Genomic DNA, 25,279 nt, shown 5'->3' with positions numbered 1-25,279 from the left:
AATAGTAATGTATGAAATAAATCATATTGGTGTAATTGTAAAGGATGCAGAAAAATCTGCCCAATTTCATGTAAAAAACTTTGGTGCCAAAATAACTCGCTGTCATCTTGATGAAAGAGTAAACATTATATTTGTAAATTCAGGCACAGGAGTAGTTGAATTTATTGAGTATCTAAAAGAAAATGAAAAGAAGAAAATAGGAATTGATCATATTGCTTATACAGTTCCTAATATGGAAGAAGCAGTTCAAAAGCTAAAAGATGAAAACATAAAGCTAATTTCTGAAGTACCTGGAAGTTTTGAAAATGATAAAATATTCTTCTTTGAGGGACAAGATGGAGAAAAATTAGAATATGTAGAAATAGGATAATTAAGAAAAATAGCTTAGGTATAGAAAGTCTATACCTAAGTTGTTTTATTGTTTATTTAACTCATTATCTATTGCATTTTTTAGAGTTTCTTCGCTAACGACACCTTCTAATCTAGTATCACCAATTATAAATGTAGGAACAACTTCTACTTTCATTTCATAATATGCATGTTGTAACATTTCCTTGTGAACATTTTCATACTTACCATTTTCAAGAACTTCTCTGCATTCTTGTTCATTTAAGCCTACTTCGCCTGCTAACTTTGTCAAAACATCTATATCTCCAATATTCATACCATCTTGGAAATACGCATTTAAAATACGATGATTGTATTCATTTCCCTTGTTATTTTCCTTAGCATATTGATAACCTTCAAATGCAAGGTTTGTATAAGTTTGTTTAGAGAAATCTGGCATGTGTATTTCTACTCCAAATTTATTTGCAAGTGGAGAGATTGAATTTTCCCAGGCTTCTTTTATATATTCTTTTGTCAATGATAATTTATTGGGATAGGGATAAAGTTCAAATGGCATCCATTCAACTTCTACATCTTTTCCTTTAATTGCATTATTAAGCGGAACTTCCGCTAAAAAACAAAATGGTCATACATAATCTGAATATACTTTAATTTTAAGACTCATAAAATCACCTCGGATATATTATACCCTGTAATATTGCTTTTAAGCTTAAGGTATAATATGATTTATTTTTTTAGAGGTCTTTTTAGAGCACATGGTAGAGCTATACACTTGCCACAAGATTTAAGTGATTTTATGCCACCATAATATTCTTTATTAATAACATCCATACTACTGCTACATTTAGTCTTGTCAATTCCATCATAAGTTAGGGCATTAGATGGACAGTTTTTAACACAAGCACCACATGACTTATTAATTTTATATAAACAATATTCTTCAGATACTACAGAATCATAATCAGTCTCAGCATCTATAACAAAGCTTCCATATCTACCAGCACATCCACTTTCGGTAATTAGTAAGTGATTAAGTCCAAAGTTACCAAGGCCGCATATATAACCGACATGTCTTTGAGACCATTTATGGATGAAATTATCACTAGTATAAGGAGCTTTGCTTGGGTTATTAGAAACTTTAATCCCAATATCAGAAAGTCTTATCTTCATTTCTTCAATAATTTCATTAATTACACATTCTGTATCTTTTTTTGCATAGGCCCATTCCTTTGTAATAATATCGCTTTTTAAATTATCATATAAAATATCTTCGCTAAAAGGAATAAAAAAAGAAACAACAGTTTTTGCATCTTCTAACAAATCAGATGGCAAGTAGTGCTCTTCATCAATAATGTTTTTTAAATCATTAAACAAAGGATTATTTGCATCCCCAAAACATACTAAAGGTGTTCTATATTTAGTTGATAAATTAGATGATCTTACTATATTTTTTATTTCATTAGTTATAAACTCATTTAAGCTATTCATTTTTATCCCCCTTTATTAAATTTATCAATATTACAATACTTATAATATATGAATTTAAATTTTATATAGTGATAGTACAACTAATTATATCACAAGTAAAATTGAAATAAAAACTGTGTACATTACACTACTTTATTGTGATTTATAAATAGTATAATGTATATAGATTTAACGTAAGGGGGATACGTACATGGAAAAATTAAAAGAAGATAAGATTAAGAGTATTTTGAGTTCAAGGGGAATAAATACAAATAATAATTTTGATGAAAATAAGAACTATGAGGAAATAAAAAAAGAGCCAACACCAAGGGCAAATGCATTGAGAGATGTTTTTTATAACACTTTAGCTACGGCAGATATGGAGTTTCCTTATTGGTATAATAGAGCATGGAAAGCATTAGATGGAGATGTATTAGTAGTAAGAAGAGCTAAGGCTTTAAAATCAGCTTTTTCACATATGACTCCAAATATCATTCCAGGTGAAAAATTAGTAATGCAAAAAACACGTAATTACAGAGGATCTTTCCCAATGCCATGGCTTAGTGAAAGCTTTTTCGTTGCACAAGGTGATGAGATTTCAAAAGAAGCTTCAAAAACAGCTAGTAGTAGTGCAGACGAATTAAGTCAAATTGGGCAAGGTGGAGGAAATGTTACTAAAAGCTTTGGGAACATAGTTTCTATTGCAGGAAAGTTTGGAATGAGGAAAGAAGAAATTCCAGCACTTTTAAAAGTTGCAAAAGAATGGGTAAACAAATCAGTAGAAGATGTAGGATTGAGATATGAAAAAATGGTTCCAGGGTATGACACAAAAGAAAAAATAATGAGAAGTTTGGTTTGTATGTTTGACTCAGGATATACAATACCTCAAGGTAGAGAGGTTATAAACTACTATTATCCTCTTGAACATGGATTTGATAATCTTATTAAAATGGCTAAAGAATGTAGAGATGAAGTAGCTGGATGTGCAGGCGGGGATGGAATAATAGGTATGGATAGACTTTATTTCTACGAAGGGGTAATACATGCTATTGAAGGACTTCAAACATGGATACTAAACTACGCAAGACATGCTAGATTCTTAGAAGAAATTGAAACTATAGATAGTGAGAAAAAAGAATACAATGAAATAGCATCATGTCTTGAGTGGATAGCACACAATAAGCCACGTACATTTAGAGAAGCACTTCAACTTACATATACATTACATATAGCTTCAGTAAATGAAGATGCCATATCTGGAATGTCTATAGGAAGACTAGGCCAAGTATTATATCCTTGGTATGAACAAGATATTGAAAGCGGAAGAATTACTAAAGAAGAAGTATTAGAGCTTATGGAGCTTTATAGAATAAAAATAACTTGTATTGACTGTTTTGCCTCTGCTGGGGTAAACGGTGGAGTTTTATCTGGAAATACATTTAACAATTTAAGTATGGGTGGTCTTACTAGACAAGGGCAATCTGCATCTAATGAATTAGAACTTTTAATATTAGAGGCTGGTATAACTTGCAAAACACCACAGCCAACTTTAACTATATTATATGATGAAAAGCTATCAGAAGAATTTTTATTAAAAGGGGTAGAAAGTAATAAGGTTGGATCTGGTTATCCAGCTTGGGTTAACAATAGAAACTCTATGGAATTTTTGATGAATCAATTTAGCGATGAAGGAATGACTATAGAAGAAGCTAGAGCTATTGCAATAGGTGGGTGTCTAGAAACTTCTCCATGTTGTTGGAAAGAACTTAACCTAAATGGTAAAAAGTATGAAATACCTGGTGGAGCAGGTCAACCAACTAGCGTAGGGGTTCACTTTATAGCAAACCCTAAAGTACTTGAACTTGTTCTTACAAACGGAAAAGACCACAGAACAGGGTTACAAATATACAAACCTCACAATAGAAAGTTAGAAACATTTGAAGAATTATTTGATACTTTTAAAGAATATTATGAAGAGACTATTGATGTATTATGTAAGACAAATAATATAGAACATGATATTTGGAGAAAGCAAAATATGGCTATAATAAACTCATTCCTAAAGCCTGATTGTCTAGATAGAGGTCAACATATAGGAAATATGGGTTATAGATACAATGCTACGTTTAACGTTGAAAGTTGCGGAACTATTACTATGGTAAATTCATTAGTATCACTTAAAAATATAGTATACGATAAAAAGTTATATTCTCTTGAAGAAGTAAAAGATGCTATGTTAAATAACTTTGGATTTAAAAATGCCTCAGAAGTTGGTAGTTATTCATTAGTAGACCAAGTTAGAGTAGATAATAGTGGAAAATATGATGATATGTATGGAGACTGTTTAAGAGCACCTAAGTACGGAAACAACGATTTTTATGCAGATGTTGTGTTAAGAGATTATGAAGAGTGGTTCACTGAAGCTTGTAAAAAATATGAATCATTATACGGTAAGAAATTATATGCTTGTCAAATATCTGTATCTACACATGGACCTCAAGGGGCTGCCACTTTGGCTACTCCAGATGGAAGATTAAGTGGAACGACTTATTCAGACGGATCAGTTTCGGCTTATCCAGGAACAGATAAAAATGGAGTATATGCATTATTTGAATCAGCTACTATATGGGATCAAACCACATCTCAAAACTCACAGTTAAATCTTAAACTACATCCAACAGCACTTGTTGGTATGCAGGGAAGTAAAAAACTTTTAGATTTAACACGTTCATATATGAGAAAAGGTGGATTCCATGTTCAATACAATATAATAGACTCTAAAACACTAAAGGAAGCTCAAAAGAAGCCTGATGAAAATAGAGATTTAATGGTAAGGGTAGCTGGATTTACTCAATATTGGTGTGAATTAGGTAAACCTATACAAGATGAAGTTATATCAAGAACTGAGTACAAAGGGGTGTAATATATGTTAAAACATAATGATTGTTTAAATTTTTGTAGTATAGATGCTGCTAAGGGAATATGTAGACTTACAAAAGGATTTGTAAATATAGATAGTGATATATGTGAATGCTTAGCGTTGACACCAAAGTGTAATAACTGCAAAAACTTTCATGAACCTGATGAAAAAGGAATGGGTATATGTAAAGGGCTAGAACATGAAGACTGGACTTTTGGAGAATTAAGTACTATAACTTGCGAAGGTCATGAATTTCTAGATAAGGAGTAAACTTATGGATATTAAAGGAAATATATTTGATATACAAAGTTTTTCAGTTCATGACGGACCAGGGTGTAGAACTACTGTATTTATGAGCGGATGCCCATTAAGTTGTAAATGGTGTGCAAATCCTGAAAGTTGGAGCAAAAAGCCTCAAGTTATGTTTAGTGAATTATCTTGTAGATACAAAAAAGGTTGTTCTATATGCAAGGATAAGTGCACTAAAGGAGGACTTAACTTTGATAATGAAAACAAACCAGTTCTAAACTGGGATATATGCAAGGATTGTAATACTTTTGAGTGTAGCAATGCATGTTATTACAATGCTCTAAAAGTATGTTCTAAAGAATACAATTTAGATGAATTGATAAATGTTTTGAAAAGGGACTCTAATAACTGGAGAAGTGATGGGGGAGTGACCTTTAGCGGTGGAGAGCCATATATGCAAAGTGAATTTTTAATAAGGACACTAAAAGAATGTAAGAAATATGATTTTCATACTGCAATTGAAACAAGTGGATATACTAGTGAAGATATATTCCTAGAAGCCATGAAATTTATAGATTTTGCATTTATAGATATAAAACATATGGATAGAGAAAAACATAAGGAAAAAACAGGGGTTAATAACGATTTAATATTAAACAATATATCATCTCTAAAAAAATCTAACTGGAATGGAAGAATCGTCCTTAGATTACCTGTTATAGGTGACTTTAATGACTGTAATGAAAACATACAAGATTTAATTGATTTTATGCACAGTAATAACCTTTTTGAAATAAACATTCTTCCTTTCCACAGACTAGGTGAATCTAAGTGGGAACAGCTTGGAAAGAAATACGATTATGCTGATAATGGAGATATTGATTATACTAGACTAGAAGAAATACAAGATATGTTTTTAGAAGCTGATATAGCTTGTTATATTGCACACGATACATTATTTTAATATAAAATTTAAAAAACTAGTAGTTCTAATATAGAATTACTAGTTTTTTCCTTATATAATAGAATAAGGGATAGACATAAATAATTATTCATAAGGGGTGTAATATGAATTTAGAAAATATATACATATATGAACATATAAAAGACTATTTAGATGAAATTGAAATAGTAAAATATAAAAAAGGGGATTATATAACTCATTCAAATCAAAATTTACAAGAAATTTTTTTTATATTAGATGGAAATGTTAAGGTAGAATACACAACTAAAAATGGAAGAAGTTTCTTAGTAGATGATTTATGGGAAAATGAATTTGTAGGTAAAATAAGTTATATGTATGATGAAAACCTTTTCTGCGATATTATAGCCAAAACAGAAGTATTATTGCTTAAGATAAGTAAGCGTACATTGAAAAAATTAGAGAAAAACACTGAGTTTTTAAAAATATTCTTCTTTAAAACAAGTAAAAGAATATACTGCATATATAAGAAACTATTAATGAAAGATTTATTTACATTAGAAGAAATTATTGCTTTTCATATTTTAAACAACTGTAATAACGATAAATTTGAATATAAAAGCATGTATAATCTTTGCAAATCATTATCAGTAAGCAGAAAGGGTTTATACAATGTAATAAATAAGTTTATAGAAAAAGGCTATATAAAAAAGGATAGAAATTTAGTTACAATTTTAGAAAAAGAATATTTACATAAAATATCTATGTATATAAGAGAATTCAACGAAGTAGAAAAAAATGATTTTAAATTTAATATATAAATAGAATTTTGTAAGTCTTCTTTACTTTCTTGTAAAGAAGACCTTTTTTTACATATGGACAAGAATGCATTATTCGTATTCACAAAATACAATTTTTGCAGTAATATTAACATTATCCCTATGTTTAGTATCAGGTTTATTAAATTGATTCATAATAATAAAGATGCCGTTGCAAATGCTAAAAGGTAGTGTATTAGCATTTGCTCTAGCTTTAACTTATTAAAAGAATAAATTTAGGAGGCTAGGTTATGGATTTCAAAACTAAGTATTTTACAATGAAAGAAAATGATGCTGTAGAGTATGCAAAAACTATACTAAATTTCTTTGATGAAGATGCAGTATTAACATGTAAAGAAATAGGGGATGGAAACTTAAATTACGTATTTAGAGTTGTAGATAATAAATCAGGCAAGTCTATTATTATTAAACAAGCTGGTCCTGTAGCTAGAATTTCGGATGAATTCGTATTATCTACAGATAGAAATAGAATAGAAAGTGAAATACTAAAACTTCAATATGAATTAGCCCCAAGCCTTGTCCCTAAGGTATACAACTATGACAGTATAATGAACTGTTGTGCAATGGAGGATTTATCAGATCACGAAATAATGAGAACTGCTCTTTTAAAACACAAAAAGTTCCCATTATTTGTAGATCATATAACTACATTTATGATTAACTCTCTTTTCTTAACAACTGACGTAGTTATGGATCATAAGGCAAAAAAAGATTTGGTAAAAAACTTTATAAATCCAGAGCTTTGTGAAATAACTGAGGATTTAGTTTATACGGAACCATTTTATAACTGCGAAAGAAATAATCTATTTGAACCAATAAAAGAATTTGTTGCAAAAACACTTTGGGAAGACGATGCTCTACTTCTTGAAACAGCAAAGTTGAAATTTGAGTTTATGAATAATGCTCAATCTCTTATACATGGAGATTTACACACAGGCTCTATATTCGTAAAAGAAGATTCAACTAAAATTATAGATCCTGAATTTGCATTTTATGGACCTGCTGGATACGATATCGGAAATGTAGTAGCAAATTTAATATTTGCTTATTTTAATGCAGATGCAACAATAGAAGATCTTATTGAGAAAGAAGATTATAAAAATTGGATTTTAAATACTATAAAAGATGTTGTAGATATATTTAAAGATAAATTTAATAAACTTTGGGATGAAAAAGTTACTGAAAGAGTTGCAAAGTACAAGGGCTTCAAAGAATTTTATTTAGAAAATATAATTAAAGACACAAGTGCTGTTGCAGGGCTTGAACTTTGTAGAAGAACTGTAGGTCTTGCACATGTAAAGGATTTAACTTCAATAGAAGATTTAGATAAAAGAGCAATTGCAGAAAAAACATGTGTATTGCTAGGTAAAAAATTAATTATGGAAAGAGAATCTATAATTAATGGACAAGACTATATAAAAATTATAAAAAAATCTGAAAAACAAATTTTGATGGAGGCATAACATGATTGAAAAAGACATATCAGGAATTTCTATAATACAATCAGTAAGACTAGATGATGAAAAGGATGCATTAATAATTTTAGATCAAACATTACTTCCAAATGAAAAAAAGTTTTTGGAATTAAAAAAAATGGAAGATGTTTGGGATGCTATATATATGCTTAAAGTTCGTGGGGCTCCTGCTATAGGAATTGCGGCTGCATATGGAGTTTATCTAGGAACAAAATCTTCAAATGCATCTAACTATGAAGAACTATATAATGATTTTAAAAAAGTAAAAGACTATTTATCTAGTTCAAGGCCAACTGCTGTAAACTTATTTTGGGCTTTAAATAAAATGGAAGATAGATTAATAAGAGAAAAAGAAAAATCTATAGAAGAAATTAAAAATGCATTAAGAGAAGAAGCAGAATTGATAAGAGAAGAAGATGAAAGAGTTTGTGAGTCTATTGGAGAAAACGCTCTTTCATTACTAAAACCAAACATTGGAATATTAACCCATTGTAACGCAGGAGCTATTGCAACTGCTAAGTATGGAACGGCTTTAGCACCTATATATCTTGGTGCACAAAGGGGGTACGACTTTAAGGTATATGCAGATGAAACAAGACCATTACTTCAAGGGTCAAGACTAACAGCATGGGAGCTTCATGAATCAGGAATAGATGTAACTTTAATATGTGATAATATGGCATCTATAGTTATGAAGGAAGGAAAGATACAAGCAGTTTTAGTTGGATGTGATAGAGTTGCACAAAATGGAGACACAGCAAACAAAATAGGTACTTCTGGTGTGGCAATTCTTGCAAAACACTATAATATACCATTTTATGTATGTGCGCCTACTTCAACAATAGACTTAAAATGCGAAAATGGAGACGATATAGAAATAGAATTAAGACCTAATGACGAAATAATTGGCAAATGGTATGAAAAACCTATGGCACCAGAGGGTGTAAATGCATATAATCCATGTTTTGATGTAACAGACAATAGTTTGATAATTGCTATTGTTACTGAAAATGGAATAGCTTATCCTCCTTATACAGAAAATCTTCCTAAGATGTTTAAGTAAAAAATATTGAGGAGGTAGCATTATGATAGAAAAAGAATACTGCTCAGATTTTGAAGCTAAAAAGATGCTTTGTGAAATAGGACAAAGAATTTATTTAAAAGGCTTTGTTGCAGCAAACGATGGAAATATATCTATAAAAACAGGAACTAATAGTATTTGGGTAACACCTACAGGTGTAAGTAAGGGATTTATGACACCAGATATGATGGTTAAATTAGATTTAGATGGAAATATTATTGAGGGAGAAAATAAACCCTCATCTGAGGTTAAAATGCACCTTAGGGTATATAAAGAAAATCCTGAAGTTAAATCTGTTGTTCATGCACATCCTCCTGTTTCAACTTCATTTGCAATTGCAGGTATAGATTTAGATAAACCTGTATTACCAGAGGCTGTAGTGCTACTTGGAAAAGTACCTGTTGCTCCTTATGCAACACCTGGAACTAATGAAGTACCAGAGTCTATTGCACCTTATTGTAAGGAATATAACGCAGTATTACTTGCAAATCATGGGGCACTTACATGGGGAAAAGACATTATAGAAGCATATTACAGATTGGAATCTTTAGAGCACTATGCCTTAATGCTTATGTATACAGGAAATATTATTAAAAAGGCAAATGAACTAAACACCAGTCAGGTATCAGATTTAATTGAAATAAGAACAAACCTTGGAATAAAAACAGGAGGCGTTCCGAATTGTTCAATAGATAATGAAAAGCAAGATAATAAAGTTAATGATATAGATAACTTTAAAGAAGAGCTTATTAATGAGATTACAGCTAGAGTTACTAAAGAGGTTATAAAAAGACTAAATATAGAGGGATTATAAAATAAGAATTAAATATACTGAGCCTCCTACTCAAAGATAGCTTTCAATTTTAAATCGAATAAATCCATTTGATTATAGATACAAGGAGTTTTTAAAAAATGACCTAAATGAGGTCATTTTTTAATGCATAAAATGATATATTAATGTGAATACACATAGTATGGATATTTATTTAAATATTAATAAGAGTAAGTATAAATATAGGTTGTTATTAACTAAATAGGAGATTACTATATGAAGGCAATAAAAAATGGAAAAATATTATTAAAAGATGAAATAGTTGAAGATAAAGTAATAGTGTTTAATGAAAAAATATTAGATATAACAACAAATATCCCAGTAGGGATAAACGTTATAGATGCAAGAGGAATGTACATATCCCCTGGACTTATAGATATTCATATACATGGTAGCGGTGGATCTGATACTATGGACAGTTCAATAAATTCAATAAATACAATAAGCTCTACAATATGTAAAAATGGTGTAACATCATATCTTCCAACTACTATGACTATGGATAAAGAAGATATATATGATGCTTTTGAGGTTATAAAGGTTGCTATGAATATGAAAACTAATGGCGCTAAGGTATTAGGTGCTCATATGGAAGGGCCATTTATAAATGAAAAATATAAAGGTGCTCAAAATAAGAAGTATATAATTAAACCATATTTTAATTTTATAAAAAATTATATAGATGTTATAAAAATAATATCTTTGGCACCAGAAGTAGACGAAAATTTTAAGTTTATAAAAGATGTTAGGAAAAATACAGATATAACCTTATCTATTTGTCATAGTGATGCAGATTATAGATTAGCAAAAGAAGCTATAAATTTAGGAATAACTAATATAACTCATATTTTCAATGCAATGGCTCCTCTAAACCACAGAAATCCTGGTGTAGTTGGAGCAGCAATGCTTACAGATACTTACTGTGAATTAATTTGTGATGAAATCCACGTACACAAAGATATATTTCAATTTGTATTAAATAATAAGGGAAAAGACAAGATAATACTAATTACTGACTCAATGAGAGCCGGCTGCCTAAAAGATGGAAAATACGACTTAGGTGGCCAGAATGTATTTGTTAAAGATAACAGTGCTAGACTTAAAGACAATACATTAGCTGGAAGTGTATTAACATTAAATAAAGCAGTTTATAATTTTTATAAAAATACAAACTTAAATTTAAATCGTGTTATAAATCTAGCTTCATTAAATCCAGCTAGATCTATAAATATAGATAATAAAAAAGGTAGCTTGAATGTAGGAAAAGATGCTGATATAGCTATATTTGACGAGAATTTAAATTGTTATATGACTATAGTTGAAGGAAAAGTAGTTTTTAACAAAATGTAATGCAAAGGAGACATATATGAGAATACTAGTTTGCGAAAATTACGATGAAATGAGCAAAAAAGCTGCTCAAATGGTATTAAGCCAAGTTACACTAAAGCCAAATTCTGTTTTAGGCCTTGCTACAGGAAGTACACCAATAGGTATGTATAAGAATTTAGTTAAAATGTATAAAAATGGAGTTATAGATTTTTCAGAAGTTATAACATTTAACTTAGATGAATATTACAATTTACCTAAAGATAATAAACAAAGTTATTATTATTTCATGTATGATAATTTATTTAATCATATTAATATAAGCCATGAAAATATACACATACCAAATGGCATGGCTTTAGAAATAGATAAAGAATGTGAAAACTATGATGAGTCTATAAAAGAATATGGAGGGATAGATATTCAAGTTCTTGGAATAGGTCATAATGCTCATATAGGATTTAATGAACCTACTATAAGTTTTGAAAAGGAAACTCATGTAGTAAATTTGAGAAGCTCTACTATAGAGGCAAATTCAAGATTCTTTGATAATGTAGATGATGTTCCTAAAAAGGCTATAACAATGGGAACTGGATCTATATTTAGAGCAAAAAAGATAATGCTTTTAGCTTATGGAAAAAGTAAGGCAGATGCTATTTACAACACAGTTTATGGGAAGGTAGCTCCTGAGGTTCCTGCATCTATATTACAGTTTCATAATGATGTAGTATTAATACTTGATAAAGAAGCTGCAAGTAAATTAAACGCAGATGATTATAAAATAGTTTAACTTAAGATTGGAGGGAGTAGTTATGTTAAAATTTTTACAACGTATAGGTAAGTCACTTATGTTACCTATAGCAGCACTTCCAGTAGCTGCTATATTGCTTAGAATTGGGCAACCAGACTTATTAAACATGCCATTTATATCTTCGGCAGGAGATGCATTATTTGCAAACCTACCTTTGTTATTTGCAATAGGAGTTGCAAATGGATTGTCAGATGATCAAAATGGTGCAGCAGCACTTACTGGTGCAATAGCTTATCTTGTTCTTGATTTTGCAACTAAAGCATATTGGGCTCAAAGCTTAGGTGCTGAAGCTGCCGAAGCTTTGAAGATGTCATTCTTTGGTGGACTTATAGCAGGTACAATAGCAGGGCTTAGTTATAACAGGTTCAAAAGCGTTAAATTACCTGAGTGGCTAGGTTTCTTTGGAGGAAGAAGATTCGTTCCTATAATAACTTCGTTAATAATGATAGTTGTAGCAATTATAGCTGGAGAAGCATGGCCTTATATTCAAGATGTACTAGATGGATTTGCACGTCAATTAGTTGCATTAGGTGCAATAGGTTCTGCAATATATGGATTCTTTAATCGTTTATTAATACCTTTTGGTCTACACCATGTATTTAACAGTTATTTCTGGTTTGCTCTTGGAGAATTTACAGGTCCAAAAGGGGTTGTAACAGGGGATTTAAATAGATTCTTTGCAGGAGACCCAACTGCGGGTATATATATGGCTGGATTCTTCCCAGTTATGATGTTTGGACTACCTGCTATAGCACTTTCAATTTATCTTGCAGCAAAGAAAGAAAAAAGAAAAGCAGTTGGTGGGATGTTAATTTCTTTAGCCCTTACTACAATGGTAACTGGGATAACTGAACCATTAGAATTCTTGTTTATATTCTTATCACCTGTTTTATTAGTAGCGCATGCTTTATTAACTGCATTATCAATGTTTATTACAAATTCATTAGGAGTACTTCATGGATTTGGATTTTCAGCAGGATTAATAGACTATGTGTTAAACTACAAACTTGCTACTAACCCATGGTTAATAATACCTATAGGTTTAGGTATAGCAACTCTATACTTCTTTGTATTCTACACATTAATAGTTAAGCTAAATTTACCGACTCCGGGTAGAGAAGAAGATGAAGATGAATTTACAGTTAATTCTAATATAAAATCTGATGATGAGGCCTTAGCTATAAGTTATATTGAAGCTTTAGGTGGTAAAGAAAATATAGTTAAGGTAGACAACTGTGCAACTCGTTTAAGATTAGAAGTAATAGATTGTGATAAAGTAAACGAAAAATCTTTAAAATCTTTAGGAGCTAGAGGTGTGGTTAAGCTAAATAAAACTAATGTTCAAGTAATAGTTGGTTCAAATGTTGAATTTGTTTCAGATGGCATTAAGAAAATTATAAAATAATAGAAAAGCTCTCTTTTCATAAAGAGAGCTTATTCTTTGTCAAATTATAGACAAATACTATATTTTATTGAATAATCTGTAAAATTAGCTTACAATATATGTAAGTGGGGTGAGATTACTTATGATGAATGAAAATTTTTATAAAGAGATTATAAAACAATCTCCATGCGGTTATTTTTATGGCCAACTAATTAAAGATAATCAGGGTAATGCGATTGATGTTAGAATATTAGATATAAATACAAAATTTGAAAATATAGTTAATTTAAAAGAAGAAGATATTATAGGAAAAAATATTTTAGATATTATACCTTCTATTAATAATGAAAATTGTAATTTATTTAATTTTAATTCTACAGATAAATTTATAAAATTTTTAAATGGATGGTTTAAAGTAAGTGTTATTTCCAATGATGGAGAATATATTGTTGTACAAATAGTGGAGACCTACAAAGAAGACCCATTTATAAAGACTTTAATGGATAGTTTGCCATTTTGTGCTTGGGCTAAAGATGAAGAAGGTAGAAATATTATTGTTAATAGAAAATACGAAGAAGATATTGGATTATTATCAGAAGAAATAAGAGGAAAAACTGATTTTGAGATTTGGCCTATTGATATAGCAAATCAATTTAAAGAAGAAGATAATATGGCAATACTTAATAAAAATGTAAAACAAGTATATAAATTTGGTGTTAACAATGAATGGTATGAAAGTTATAAATCTGCTGTAAATGACGAAAAAGGAAATACAATTGGAACTGTAGGTTTTTCAATAAATATAAATGAAGAAAAAAAAATAAAAGGTGAAATAGAAAAAAACAATAAGCTTTTACAAACTTTAATAGATTGTATACCGGACTTTATTTTTTATAAAGATTTAGATGGAAAATATATGGCATTAAATCAAAGTCTTGCAAGAGAATATTTTGGGACAAATGCAGAGGATCTTATTGGAGAAAGAGATACAGAAATAATACATGATAGTGAACGGTTAGATAGTTTTAAAGTTCAAGATGAAGAATTGATTAAAGAAGGCGAAGTTAAGTTATATGAAGAAACTCTTAAATTACTTGATGGAAGTGTTAGACAGTATGAAACCATTAAGTCACCTTTTTTCGATGAAAATAATGAGGTAGTTGGAATTATAGGTATTTCTAGAGACATAACTCATAGAAAAATTACAGAACAAAAAATAAGAGAAAGTGAAGAAAAGTTCCGTCAGCTTGCAGAAAATATTGATGGTGTATTTTTGATGATAGAAGATGGCAAATTAATTTACATAAGTCCAGGTTATGAAAAGGTATTGGGAAGAAGCCAAGAAGGTTTACATGAAGATCCTATGTCTATATTAAATTATATTCATGAGGAAGATAGAGAGTTATTTATGGATGCTATAAGTAATGAATTTATAGATGAAACCTTTAGAATAATAAAGCCAGATGGAACTATAAAATGGATATGGGGAAAATCCTTCCCAATAAAGGATGAAAGTGGACAATTAGTTAGAAAAGCAGGTATTGGACAAGATATTACAGCTATAAAGGAAGCTGAAATGGAAATTGAAAGACTAAGAACTGAATTTTTTGCAAATTTATCCCACGAGTTTAGAACGCCTCTAAACTTAATGTTTAGCTCACTTCAAATGATAGAGCTTAAGCTGAGTAAGTGCCCTTGTGAGAATAAATTTAGTTTTGAAAGATATACAAATATAATTAAACAAAATAGTTTTAGACTTTTAAGGCTTGTCAATAATCTTATCGATTCGACAAAAATGGATGCAGGATATGTTGAATGTTGCCGTCAAAACCATGATATAGTTAGTTATGTTAAAAGCATATGTAATTCAGTAACTGGATTTGCAATGGAAAAGGATATAGAACTTGTATTTAATTCAGAAATAGAAGAAAAGATAATATCTTTTGATTTAGATAAAATGGAGAGAATAATATTAAATTTAATATCTAATGCCATTAAATTTAATATTCCAAATGGGAAGATAGAGGTTTCTATAGTTCCTAGAGAAAATTTTGTTGAAATTCATGTTAAAGATTCGGGCATAGGCATAGCTCAAGATAAGGTTTCTTATGTTTTTGAAAGATTTAGACAAGTAAATAATAGATTAACTAAGGTAAGTGAGGGAAGTGGAATAGGATTATCTTTAGTTAAATCTCTAGTTGAAATGCAGGGCGGTACTATTGAGATAAAAAGTGATTTTGGTAAGGGCACTGAGTTTATAGTCAAATTACCAGATACTATATTAAATGAGTGTAACGAAAATGTGTGTAAAAATCAAATTAAAAGCAATTCTAGAGTTGAAAGAGTACAAATAGAATTTTCTGATATTTATGGACTTACTATATAAATACAAATAGCTCCCGTTAATGGGAGCTATTTGTATTTACAAGAAAATTACTCATGTTATCTTTTCCCAGGAAATCATTTTCAGAATATATAACTAAATAAGTTTATAAAAAAGGATAGTTATGCTATTTATGGAATATACTAACTAAAAACTATATAAAGGAATTAAAATATGAAAAACAATCAAGGATTCTTAATAATTCACGGCTTTGGAGGCCATTTATATGAAATAGAATATCTTAAGAATGATCTAGAAAACAAAGGATATTATGTAGAAAGTCCTATACTAAAAGGCCATACAGGGAAAAGAAAAGATTTAGGCAAAGTAAATTATCATGAGTGGATAAATTCAGCTGAAGAAGGATTGATTGAACTTAAAAAAAAATGTGATGATATATTTTTAATAGGTTTTTCTATGGGAGGACTTATTTGCATCAACCTAGCGTTAAAGCACAATATTAGAGGATTGGTCACAATAAATTCGCCTATATATTACTGGGATATAAAGAAAATATCATCAAATATAATAAGTGATATAAAAAATAAAGAACATAAAAATATTGAAAAATATATAAACTCTACCTTTAAGTTTCCTATATCAGCTCTTATAAACTTTAGGGTATTACTTTATAGAACTAAGCCTATAGTAAAGGATATTAAATGTCCAACACTAGTTATACAAGCCATGGATGACGATACTGTTAGAAATATTAGTGGTAAATATATATACGATAATGTATGTGGAGACATAAAAGACATAAAGTATTTTGAAGAAGGCGGCCATGAAATTTTATGTAGTGATACAAGTAGAGATGTAGCAAAAGAGACATATAATTTTATAAAGAAATTATAAATTCCATTTGGATATATTTTACAGTATTCATGATATAATGAATTTGAAATGTACTGATAGAAAGGGGCATATACTTATGGGATATCCAAAAGACCTACTTACTAGTAGGGCAGTAATTAAACACGGGAAATATGCAATTATACCACCAGAAGGACTTGTTAATAATGTAGTCCCAGGATTTGAAAATTGCAAAATATCTATATTAGCATCTCCAAAATTAGGAGCAAGTTTTGTTCATTATCTAGTAATAATGAATAAGTATGGAATAAATAATAAAGGATTTGGTGGAGATGGAATAGAAACATTCGTATTTTGCGTTGAAGGAGAAGTAAAGGTAAAAGCAGGTGAAGATGAACATATTCTTGAAAATGGAGGTTATATGTATTGCCCTCCTGATAAGAAAATGTATCTTGAAAATATAAGTGAAGAAGGGTCGAAACTTATACTATATAAGCAAAGATATGAAAAATTAGAGGGACATAGACCTTGGGTAGTAGTAGGAAATGTAAATGATATAGAAGAAAAAGATTACGATAATATGGAAAACGTTACAATAATAGATCTTCTTCCTGCTGATTTAGATTTTGATATGAATATGCATATTCTAACTTTTTATCCATCAGGAAATCATCCTTTTATTGAAACACATGTACAAGAACATGGAGCTTACTTGTTATCGGGCGAAGGATTATACAATTTAGATAATGAATGGATACCAGTTAAAAAAGAAGACTACATATGGTTTGGACCCTATGTACCTCAGGCAGTATATGCAGTAGGCAGAGATAAATTATCATATATTTATTCAAAGGACTGTAATAGAGATATACAGATATAAATTAATAATTTGATTTTAAGCCTTTCTTAGTTTTAAAACTAAGAAAGGCTTTTATTTATAAATAAAATCAATACACAAATAACTAGCTATTGATTTTTCCAATTAGTCGGATGACTCATTATAATGTAAAATTTTGATTAAGACTGTATTTAATTGAAAAAGGAGTGTTATTCATGGATTACATAATTAAAAAAGATCAAATGACTCCAAAGGAAAGAATGGAGGCTTTTGCAAGTGGAAAAGAGATAGATAGAATTCCATGTTCTCCATTTCTAGGGGAAAGTGTTGCACCTATATTTGGACATTCAATATATGAATATAATCATTCGGTAGATGCTCTTGTTAATGTTGCTGTAGGAAGTTATGAAAAGTTTCGTCCTGATAGTGTAGGATTTGGTCCAGGGCTTCAAGGTATACCAGAGGCGATGGGAAGTAAAGTTACTTTTACAGAAAACAGCACTCCATTTATTAGTGCTCCTGCAATAAATGATTATAGTGAAATAGATAAATTAAGAGCAATAGATCCATACAGAGATGGAAGAATACATTATTTTCTAGAAGCACTTAAAATAACTAAGGAAAAATTAAGTTCTGTAATTGGTGTAGGAACAACTATGGGAGGACCTTTTACTACTGCATCTTTTTTGAGAGGGACAGATAACTTCTTAAGGGACTTGAATAAAAATCCTGAAATGGCTCATAAACTTTTAGAAATTTCTACACAAAGTGTTTTAAATTATATAGATGCAGCTTGCGATATAGGGTTAGCTCCAGGTATTGCAGAGCCAAATGCATCTTCTACTATGATAAGTGAGAAAAATTTTGTTGAGTTTGCTAAGCCATACCTAAAAAGATGTATGGATAGAATTATAGAAAGAACTGGTGGAGGAACAACATTACATATATGTGGTAAAACAAAAAAAGTATGGGGACACATGGTTGATGTAGGAATAGCAAATTTAAGTTTAGACAATGTAGATGATATAGGAGAACTTAAAGAAGCTTATGGACATAAGGTACGTTTAATAGGGAATGTAGACCCTGTTGATACAATAATGAGGGGATCAATAGAAGATATATATGAAGCAGCTAGAATATGTATATCAAAAGCTTATGATAGCCCAAAAGGATTTATTTTAAGTACAGGTTGTGATGTTCCAATAGGGACTCATCCAGATAAAATAATAGCTCTTATGGATGCTGCAAGAATATACGGTACTTACCCAATTAACATAAGTGAATTATAAATTTAGGAGGATAATCATGGATAATTTAAAACTAAACTTATTACAAGAGCTATCAGAATGTGTTGTAGAAATGGAAGATGAAAGAGTAGAAGAAGTTGCTAAAGAATATATAGATAATGATTTTGATGCATATGAAGGAATATCTAAGGGCTTAGCTCATGGTATGGAAAAAGCGGGCAAACTATATGAAGAAGAAGAGTATTTTATACCTGAGCTTTTAGTGTGTTCAGATGCTATGTATGCAGGTATAGATGTATTAAAACCACACCTAAAAATTGACTCTGATAAAGAAACTTATAAGGCAGTTGTTGGCGTTGTAGAAGGGGATACTCACGATATAGGTAAGAACTTATTTAAAATAATGTTAGAAACTTCAGGATTTGAAGTATATGACTTAGGTAGAGACGTACCTCCAGTAGATTTTGTAAATAAGGCAAAGGAAGTAGGGGCAAATCTTATAGGATTATCTACACTTATGACAACTACAATGGAAAATATGGAAGCTGTTGTTGATATATTGAAAAAGGAAAATATAAAGGATGAAATAGCTGTAATGGTAGGTGGCGGACCTATATCTCAAAGTTTTGCAGATAAAATAGGCGCAGATGGATATGCATCAGAAGCATCAAAGGGAGTAAAACTTGCCAAGGATTTAGTTGAAAAAATAAAGTCTTCTAAGGAAGTGATTTAATGTTTACACCAAAAGATAGATTATATAAAGTTCTTAAAGGAGAAAAAGTAGACCGTCCACCATGTATATGTCCTGGTGGAATGATGAATATGATAATAGAAGATGTTATGGATATAGTAGATGTTAAGTGGCCAGAGGCGCATAACGATCCTTCAATGATGGCAAAGCTAACACAGGGAATATATGAAAATGGAGGATTTGAGAACTTTGGAGTTCCATTTTGTATGACTGTAGAAGCTGAGGCTATGGGAGCAGGAGTTTATATGGGTACTAAAACTACTGAACCTAGGGTTACAGAATATCCAATTGAAACTGTAGAAGATTGGAACAAATTAAAATATATAGATATAAATAAAGGAAGATCTAAGGTTGTTTTAGATTCAATAAAAATATTAAAAGAAAACAACAATGATGTTCCTATAATAGCAAACTTAACTGGCCCAATAAGTTTAGCATCATCACTAATGGAACCTATGATTTTTTATAAACAATTAAGAAAGAAAAATGAAGAATCTCATGAATTTATGAAATTCGTAACAGAAAATCTTATAGTATTTGGAAAAGCACAATTAGATGCAGGAGCTGATGTTCTTACTATTTCAGATCCAAGTGGAACAGGTGAAATACTAGGTTCAAAATCATTTAGAGAATTTGCTACTCCATATTTAAATATGATTATTGATAGCTTAAAGGACCATGCACCTGGTGGTACTATAATACACATATGTGGAAAGTTAAAAACAATATACGATGATTTAAATGCTTTAAATAGTGATGCAATTAGTTTTGATTCAATAACTAGTGCTAGACAAGTAGTTGAAAATGTTCATAATAAGGTTATTATGGGAAATGTAAGTACCTTTGCACTAGAAAATAATAAAGAAAATATAAAGTCCATATCAAATTCTTGCTTAGACAGTGGGGTAGATATATTATCTCCTGCTTGTGGAATAGGACCAAGAACTAAATTAGAAAATATAAAAATTTTAGTTGATTGTGCTAAGAATTATAAAAAATAGATGTATTAATAAGTATATAACTCAATATTAAGCGAGGTGACATAAGTGATAAAAGTAGACATAATTTCAGGGTTTTTAGGTTCAGGAAAAACAACATTAATAAGAAAACTATTAAAGTCATACAGTGATGAAAAGGTAATTATAATAGAAAATGAGTTTGGAGAAATAGGAATAGATGGAGAAATTATAAAAGGTGATGGATATGAAGTAATAGAACTTCAAAATGGATGTATATGTTGCAGTATAAAATTGAGTTTTACAGATACCATTTCTAATATAATTGAAGATTTAAATCCAGAACGTATTATAATTGAGCCAACTGGAATAGGTATGTTAAGTGAGATAATAGAAATAATGAATAAGCCTTATTTAAAAGAAAAATGTATTGTCACTTCTTTAGTTACTGTTGTAGACAGTATTAATTATTTTGACTATCTAGATAGTTTTGGGTATTTCTTTGAAGATCAAATCGTAAATGCTGCAACATTAATATTAAGTAAGACTCAACATGTCGATGATAAAAATACAAATGATATAATAAATTCTTTAAGAGAATTAAACCCTAAGGCCTATATAATAAGTGAAGACTGGAATAACTTATCTTCAAATCAAATACTGAAATTGCTTCAAGGAGATATACTTGTTGATTTAGAAGATATTTGTTATACAAAAGATATTTTTAAAACACCAAAAAACATAAGTAGTATATCTATAAAGACATCTAAAACATACACTAAGGAAGAAATAGAAAATGTACTAGACTCTCTTAGTAAAGGAAACGATGGGAAAATACTAAGAGCTAAAGGTTTCCTAAAAAGCAATGACGGCAACTTAGAATTTAATTATACAAATGGTTATTACACTATAAATAAAAGTACAATCCAAGATTGCGGGAAACTTTGTATTATAGGTAGTAATTTAAATAAAGATAATATAAAAATTATTTTTAAATAGTTTATATAAATACCGTACTGAGAAAGTACGGTATTTTAATTTCCAACTGATAAATTTGAGCAACGGACCTGTTTTTCAAGGTCGTTGGCGACATGAGCGAAGCGAATTTTTTGTTTTGTAACATATTTTATTTTGGTATAATATATAAGATTATAAGTATATTTTGAATATAAGTAAAATAATTTTTAAAATTGAAAGGATTATAATTATGACAAAATCAAATTTGTTATTTAATAAAAATGATATTGATTTAAGCTTAGGGAAAAAACAAACTTCTTGGTTAATAATAACATATCTTTTATTTCCTCAGATTTTGTATTTAGTATATTTTATAATTATTGATGTAGTATTAGGTATGAACATCCCAGATGTTCTTTCTTACGGAATAGATACGGTAGTTACACTTATTACAATGTCTATTATGTTATTTATATTGAGAAAACATATGCCAAAACTACTAGAAGGATTTAAGGACATAAAAATATATACATTGGCCTTAAAGCTATATTTAGTAATAATGGTATTCAATATTATAATGGGGTTATTTATTACTGAACAAGGAGCCAATCAAGAAGCCATTAATAATATGATACAAGATTCTCCGTATACTCAATTTATTGCAGTAGTAATATTTGCTCCTATTATGGAAGAGATTATATTTAGATTTGTTATATTTAGAAGTGTATTTCATAAAAATAGAATACTAGCTTATGTGGTATCATCATTAATATTTGGAAGCGTACATTTAATAATGAGTGTTTTTCAAGGTTCATTATCTCAAGATATAGTATTGCTTCCAGTATATACTATGTTAGGGGCAGTTTTTGCATTTGCTTATGATTATACTGGTAAGTTATCAGCTCCAATAGTAGCGCATATGTTAAATAACCTTGTAGCATTTTTACCTATGATATTATTATAAAAATAAATTGGGGAGATTTATATGAAAAATTATAGAAAAATGTGTTTGTTTATTATGTTTTTGACACTGATAGTTACACTTAATTACTTTTCACCTTATTTGATAATAGATGGTTTAGTAAATAATGTTTTAGGGGGAGCTTTTTTCCTTTGGATGTTTATGCTTGTTAGTTCCTTGTTTATGGGAAGGGCATTTTGTTCTTATGTATGTCCATATGGAGGGCTACAAATGATAATAGATTTCTGTGAAAAAAAGCCACTAAAAGAAGTTTATTGGCTTAAAAAAACCAAACATGTAATTGGGATAGTGTGGTTAGGTACAATAGTAATTATATTTGCTAAAAATATAGGCAACTTTAATATAGATTTACTTTATTTAACAGAAAAGTTTATTTCAGTAGATAATGTACAAAAGTTTATAGGATATTTGGTAATTGTAGTATTACTTTCAATACTTCCTATATTTTTAGGAAAAAGAGCAACATGTAGATATATTTGTCCTATGTCTATTTTAAATATATTAGGGACTAAGATAAAAAACAAAATAAATCTAACCTCATTAAACATGTATTCACACAAAGATAATTGTATAGGATGTAAAAAATGTAACAAGGTATGTCCTATGAGTTTAGATGTATCAACGATGGTTAAAACAGATAATATGGAAAACATTGAATGTATATTATGCGGAGAATGTGTTAAAACTTGCAACTCCAAGGCTATAACTAGGGAATATAACAAAAGAAGTTGTCATAAAGTAATAAGTGATATTTAATGGTATTTTGTCTAGTATTTTATTATGTAACGTAGGATACGCCTTTTATTTTTTGATTTTATTATAATTTGATTATAGATAAGGTCACAACATTAATACAAATAAATTTACACAGTTTGATTTCAGTCACAGAATTAAAAGCAAATTATTTGTATAATAAAATTATCAAATTTAAATAAATTTAAAATATAAAAATAAGGGGTGTTTTATATGAAAAAAATAGATAAATTAGCAGCAATATTAAAAAAATTAAACATTGAAGGTGCAACTGAAGAAAACAGAAAAATAGCACTTGAATTAGTAGCTGACATAAATCCACTAGAATTATCAATGGCTGAGCAAAAGCTAATTGAAGAAGGCATGAAACCTGAAGATTTAAGACATTTATGTGATATACACATGGAAGTATTAAAAGATGAACTTGAAAAACTTAGAGCTCAAGTTGAAGAAGGTCACGTTCTTCATACATTAATAATTGAACATGATGAAATACTAAAATTCCTATCAGAACTTGATGAAGCAAATATACACATTCAAAAAATGGATTCATACAAAGAAGATCCTATATTTAATAGATTAGGAGAATTAGCAGAAAACTTACTAGGTGCAGAGCCACATCACAAAAGAGAAGAAGATGTATTGTTTATAGCAATGGAAAATAGACAAATAACAGGACCAACTAGAATAATGAGAATGGAACATGATGATTTAAGAGAAAGAAAACATACAATAAAAGAATTGGCAGAAAAAGTTTCAGAAATGGACTTTGCTGAGTTTAAAGAAAAATTAGATGAAGCAGCTAAGTATATAGTATTCCACTTAAGAGATCATATATTTAAAGAAAACTATATACTTTATCCAACAGCTATGGAATCTATAACTGAAAAAGAAGCATGGGAAAAAATGAAAGACGATTGTGATAAAGTTGGATACTGCACATTCACTCCAAATAAATAGATAAATATTTGGTCTGTCTCAAAATGATTTTTAAGATCATTTAAGAGGCAGGCTTTTTGTGTGTCTAAATTCAAAATATTATTATAAAATTTTAGACTAAAAATATTATTTATAGTTAAAAATAAATACAAATATACCATTAAGAAGTTAACAAATCATCAAATAAAGGAGTGATTTTAATGCTTAAATGGGCTTTGATTTTTTTAGTAATCTCAGTAATAGCTGGATTATTCGGCTTTGGTAAAATATCAAATGTATCAGGTAATATTTCAAAATTTATATTCTTTATAATTATAGCTATAGTTGTTTTATTAGTTATTTTCGGACGTAGTTTATTTTAGTTGTTTTATAATTTGATATATGAAGTTATGAAAAGTACTTATGAGTATAAAAATTCATAAGTACTTTTATTTTTTGTAGATTTATAATCTTGCAGATTCATTTGTTATATTTAGAAGATAAAATGAATTTGACTAAGATGGTACTATATAGTACTATATAATAAGTTAGAAAGGGTGATAATATTGACTGAAGGTAGATTAGGTGGGTTATTAATAAGTAAAATAAACTTCTTGTCTGGAAGATTGTTCACCAGGTTATTAAAATCTAAAAAAGTAAAAGAGATAAATAATGCTCAGGGCAAAATATTATTTGTATTAAATAAAAAAGGACAGATAGCTATAAATGATTTAGGAAATGAGTTATCACTAGGAAAATCAACTCTTACAAGTATGTTAGATAGGTTAGAAGAGGGTGGATATATAAATAAAGAAATAAGTACTGAGGATAAAAGAAAGACATTGATTTCTCTTAATAAGAAGTCTGACGATATAGTTTCTGAATATGAAGAAGTAGTAAAAACTATGGGAAATATATATTACAAAGGATTTACTAATGAAGAGATAGTTAAATTTGAATCTTATTTAAAGAGAGTATATTCAAACTTAGAATATTTTAATAAAGACATGAAGTAGGGGGAATATAT

General features: G+C 29.3%; 24 protein-coding genes and 1 pseudogene. 23 read left to right on the top strand and 2 right to left on the bottom strand.

Going from position 1 to position 25,279, the window contains the following annotated elements:
* Nucleotides 1-7: 7 nt before the first annotated feature.
* The gene (locus tag ACUSRV_RS05780) at nucleotides 8-370 is read left to right on the top strand and encodes a VOC family protein (RefSeq protein ID WP_490140979.1); all 363 of its coding nucleotides are present in this window, start codon (nucleotides 8-10) and stop codon (nucleotides 368-370) included.
* 45 nt (nucleotides 371-415) lie between these two features.
* Here the strand turns inward: ACUSRV_RS05780 and ACUSRV_RS05775 are convergent.
* Both ACUSRV_RS05775 and ACUSRV_RS05770 read right to left on the bottom strand, forming a co-directional pair.
* Nucleotides 416-961, bottom strand: a pseudogene (locus ACUSRV_RS05775) (DsbA family oxidoreductase); the annotation flags it as partial.
* A 113-nt stretch (nucleotides 962-1,074) separates the two neighbouring features.
* Entirely contained in the window at nucleotides 1,075-1,836 is a 762-nt protein-coding gene (locus ACUSRV_RS05770; RefSeq protein WP_490140978.1) for a hypothetical protein, read from the bottom strand.
* A 190-nt stretch (nucleotides 1,837-2,026) separates the two neighbouring features.
* Here ACUSRV_RS05770 and hpdB point away from each other — a divergent pair, with 190 nt between their 5' ends.
* From hpdB to ACUSRV_RS05660, 22 genes are all read left to right on the top strand, one after another.
* Nucleotides 2,027-4,738: a 4-hydroxyphenylacetate decarboxylase large subunit gene (gene hpdB / locus ACUSRV_RS05765; protein WP_490140977.1), complete on the top strand. Its 2,712-nt coding sequence runs from the start codon at nucleotides 2,027-2,029 to the stop codon at nucleotides 4,736-4,738.
* Nucleotides 4,739-4,741: 3 nt separating this feature from the next.
* On the top strand, nucleotides 4,742-5,005 hold the full coding sequence (gene hpdC, locus ACUSRV_RS05760) for a 4-hydroxyphenylacetate decarboxylase small subunit (RefSeq protein WP_490140976.1): 264 nt from the start codon (nucleotides 4,742-4,744) through the stop codon (nucleotides 5,003-5,005).
* A gap of 4 nt (nucleotides 5,006-5,009) precedes the next feature.
* Complete coding sequence (hpdA, locus tag ACUSRV_RS05755; RefSeq protein ID WP_490140975.1) at nucleotides 5,010-5,948, top strand: 4-hydroxyphenylacetate decarboxylase activase; 939 nt, start codon at nucleotides 5,010-5,012, stop codon at nucleotides 5,946-5,948.
* Nucleotides 5,949-6,052: 104 nt separating this feature from the next.
* Entirely contained in the window at nucleotides 6,053-6,727 is a 675-nt protein-coding gene (locus ACUSRV_RS05750; RefSeq protein ID WP_490140974.1) for a Crp/Fnr family transcriptional regulator, read from the top strand.
* A 248-nt stretch (nucleotides 6,728-6,975) separates the two neighbouring features.
* Nucleotides 6,976-8,208 (top strand): S-methyl-5-thioribose kinase, encoded by a 1,233-nt coding sequence (mtnK, locus tag ACUSRV_RS05745; RefSeq protein ID WP_490140973.1) that lies wholly within the window; start codon nucleotides 6,976-6,978, stop codon nucleotides 8,206-8,208.
* Nucleotide 8,209: 1 nt separating this feature from the next.
* The gene (gene mtnA, locus ACUSRV_RS05740; RefSeq protein ID WP_490140972.1) at nucleotides 8,210-9,283 is read left to right on the top strand and encodes an S-methyl-5-thioribose-1-phosphate isomerase; all 1,074 of its coding nucleotides are present in this window, start codon (nucleotides 8,210-8,212) and stop codon (nucleotides 9,281-9,283) included.
* A gap of 22 nt (nucleotides 9,284-9,305) precedes the next feature.
* The gene (locus ACUSRV_RS05735) at nucleotides 9,306-10,115 is read left to right on the top strand and encodes a class II aldolase/adducin family protein (RefSeq protein WP_490140971.1); all 810 of its coding nucleotides are present in this window, start codon (nucleotides 9,306-9,308) and stop codon (nucleotides 10,113-10,115) included.
* Nucleotides 10,116-10,349: 234 nt separating this feature from the next.
* Nucleotides 10,350-11,483: an N-acetylglucosamine-6-phosphate deacetylase gene (nagA, locus tag ACUSRV_RS05730; RefSeq protein WP_490140970.1), complete on the top strand. Its 1,134-nt coding sequence runs from the start codon at nucleotides 10,350-10,352 to the stop codon at nucleotides 11,481-11,483.
* 16 nt (nucleotides 11,484-11,499) lie between these two features.
* On the top strand, nucleotides 11,500-12,249 hold the full coding sequence (gene nagB, locus ACUSRV_RS05725) for a glucosamine-6-phosphate deaminase (protein ID WP_490140969.1): 750 nt from the start codon (nucleotides 11,500-11,502) through the stop codon (nucleotides 12,247-12,249).
* Nucleotides 12,250-12,271: 22 nt separating this feature from the next.
* Nucleotides 12,272-13,675 carry an N-acetylglucosamine-specific PTS transporter subunit IIBC gene (nagE, locus tag ACUSRV_RS05720; protein WP_490140968.1) on the top strand — a complete coding sequence of 468 codons (1,404 nt, stop codon included), beginning with the start codon at nucleotides 12,272-12,274 and terminating at the stop codon, nucleotides 13,673-13,675.
* 121 nt (nucleotides 13,676-13,796) lie between these two features.
* Nucleotides 13,797-16,040, top strand: coding sequence for a PAS domain-containing sensor histidine kinase (locus tag ACUSRV_RS05715; RefSeq protein ID WP_490140967.1), 2,244 nt, complete (start codon nucleotides 13,797-13,799; stop codon nucleotides 16,038-16,040).
* A gap of 171 nt (nucleotides 16,041-16,211) precedes the next feature.
* The gene (locus tag ACUSRV_RS05710; RefSeq protein WP_490140966.1) at nucleotides 16,212-16,892 is read left to right on the top strand and encodes an alpha/beta hydrolase; all 681 of its coding nucleotides are present in this window, start codon (nucleotides 16,212-16,214) and stop codon (nucleotides 16,890-16,892) included.
* A 76-nt stretch (nucleotides 16,893-16,968) separates the two neighbouring features.
* Nucleotides 16,969-17,730: a (S)-ureidoglycine aminohydrolase gene (allE, locus tag ACUSRV_RS05705; protein ID WP_490140965.1), complete on the top strand. Its 762-nt coding sequence runs from the start codon at nucleotides 16,969-16,971 to the stop codon at nucleotides 17,728-17,730.
* Nucleotides 17,731-17,903: 173 nt separating this feature from the next.
* Entirely contained in the window at nucleotides 17,904-18,977 is a 1,074-nt protein-coding gene (locus tag ACUSRV_RS05700; RefSeq protein WP_490140964.1) for a uroporphyrinogen decarboxylase family protein, read from the top strand.
* 16 nt (nucleotides 18,978-18,993) lie between these two features.
* Complete coding sequence (locus tag ACUSRV_RS05695) at nucleotides 18,994-19,668, top strand: corrinoid protein (RefSeq protein ID WP_490140963.1); 675 nt, start codon at nucleotides 18,994-18,996, stop codon at nucleotides 19,666-19,668.
* Entirely contained in the window at nucleotides 19,668-20,687 is a 1,020-nt protein-coding gene (locus tag ACUSRV_RS05690; RefSeq protein WP_490140962.1) for a methylcobamide:CoM methyltransferase MtbA, read from the top strand. Before ACUSRV_RS05695 ends, ACUSRV_RS05690 begins: the two co-directional genes overlap by 1 nt.
* A gap of 45 nt (nucleotides 20,688-20,732) precedes the next feature.
* Nucleotides 20,733-21,641, top strand: a complete 909-nt coding sequence (locus ACUSRV_RS05685; protein WP_490140961.1) for a CobW family GTP-binding protein — start codon at nucleotides 20,733-20,735, stop codon at nucleotides 21,639-21,641.
* A gap of 208 nt (nucleotides 21,642-21,849) precedes the next feature.
* The gene (locus ACUSRV_RS05680) at nucleotides 21,850-22,563 is read left to right on the top strand and encodes a CPBP family intramembrane glutamic endopeptidase (RefSeq protein ID WP_490140960.1); all 714 of its coding nucleotides are present in this window, start codon (nucleotides 21,850-21,852) and stop codon (nucleotides 22,561-22,563) included.
* 21 nt (nucleotides 22,564-22,584) lie between these two features.
* Nucleotides 22,585-23,337 carry a 4Fe-4S binding protein gene (locus ACUSRV_RS05675; protein WP_490140959.1) on the top strand — a complete coding sequence of 251 codons (753 nt, stop codon included), beginning with the start codon at nucleotides 22,585-22,587 and terminating at the stop codon, nucleotides 23,335-23,337.
* 210 nt (nucleotides 23,338-23,547) lie between these two features.
* Nucleotides 23,548-24,294 (top strand): DUF438 domain-containing protein, encoded by a 747-nt coding sequence (locus ACUSRV_RS05670; protein ID WP_490140958.1) that lies wholly within the window; start codon nucleotides 23,548-23,550, stop codon nucleotides 24,292-24,294.
* A 179-nt stretch (nucleotides 24,295-24,473) separates the two neighbouring features.
* A complete protein-coding gene (locus ACUSRV_RS05665) occupies nucleotides 24,474-24,635 on the top strand; it encodes a DUF1328 domain-containing protein (RefSeq protein WP_490140957.1) in 162 nt (53 codons plus the stop codon).
* Nucleotides 24,636-24,818: 183 nt separating this feature from the next.
* Nucleotides 24,819-25,268 (top strand): MarR family winged helix-turn-helix transcriptional regulator, encoded by a 450-nt coding sequence (locus tag ACUSRV_RS05660; RefSeq protein WP_490140956.1) that lies wholly within the window; start codon nucleotides 24,819-24,821, stop codon nucleotides 25,266-25,268.
* Nucleotides 25,269-25,279: the final 11 nt, after the last annotated feature.

The organism is Sporacetigenium sp. TC11 (assembly GCF_058146105.1).
The sequence above is the reverse complement of the archived record's forward strand: the minus strand, read 5'-3'. Positions and strand labels throughout refer to the sequence as shown.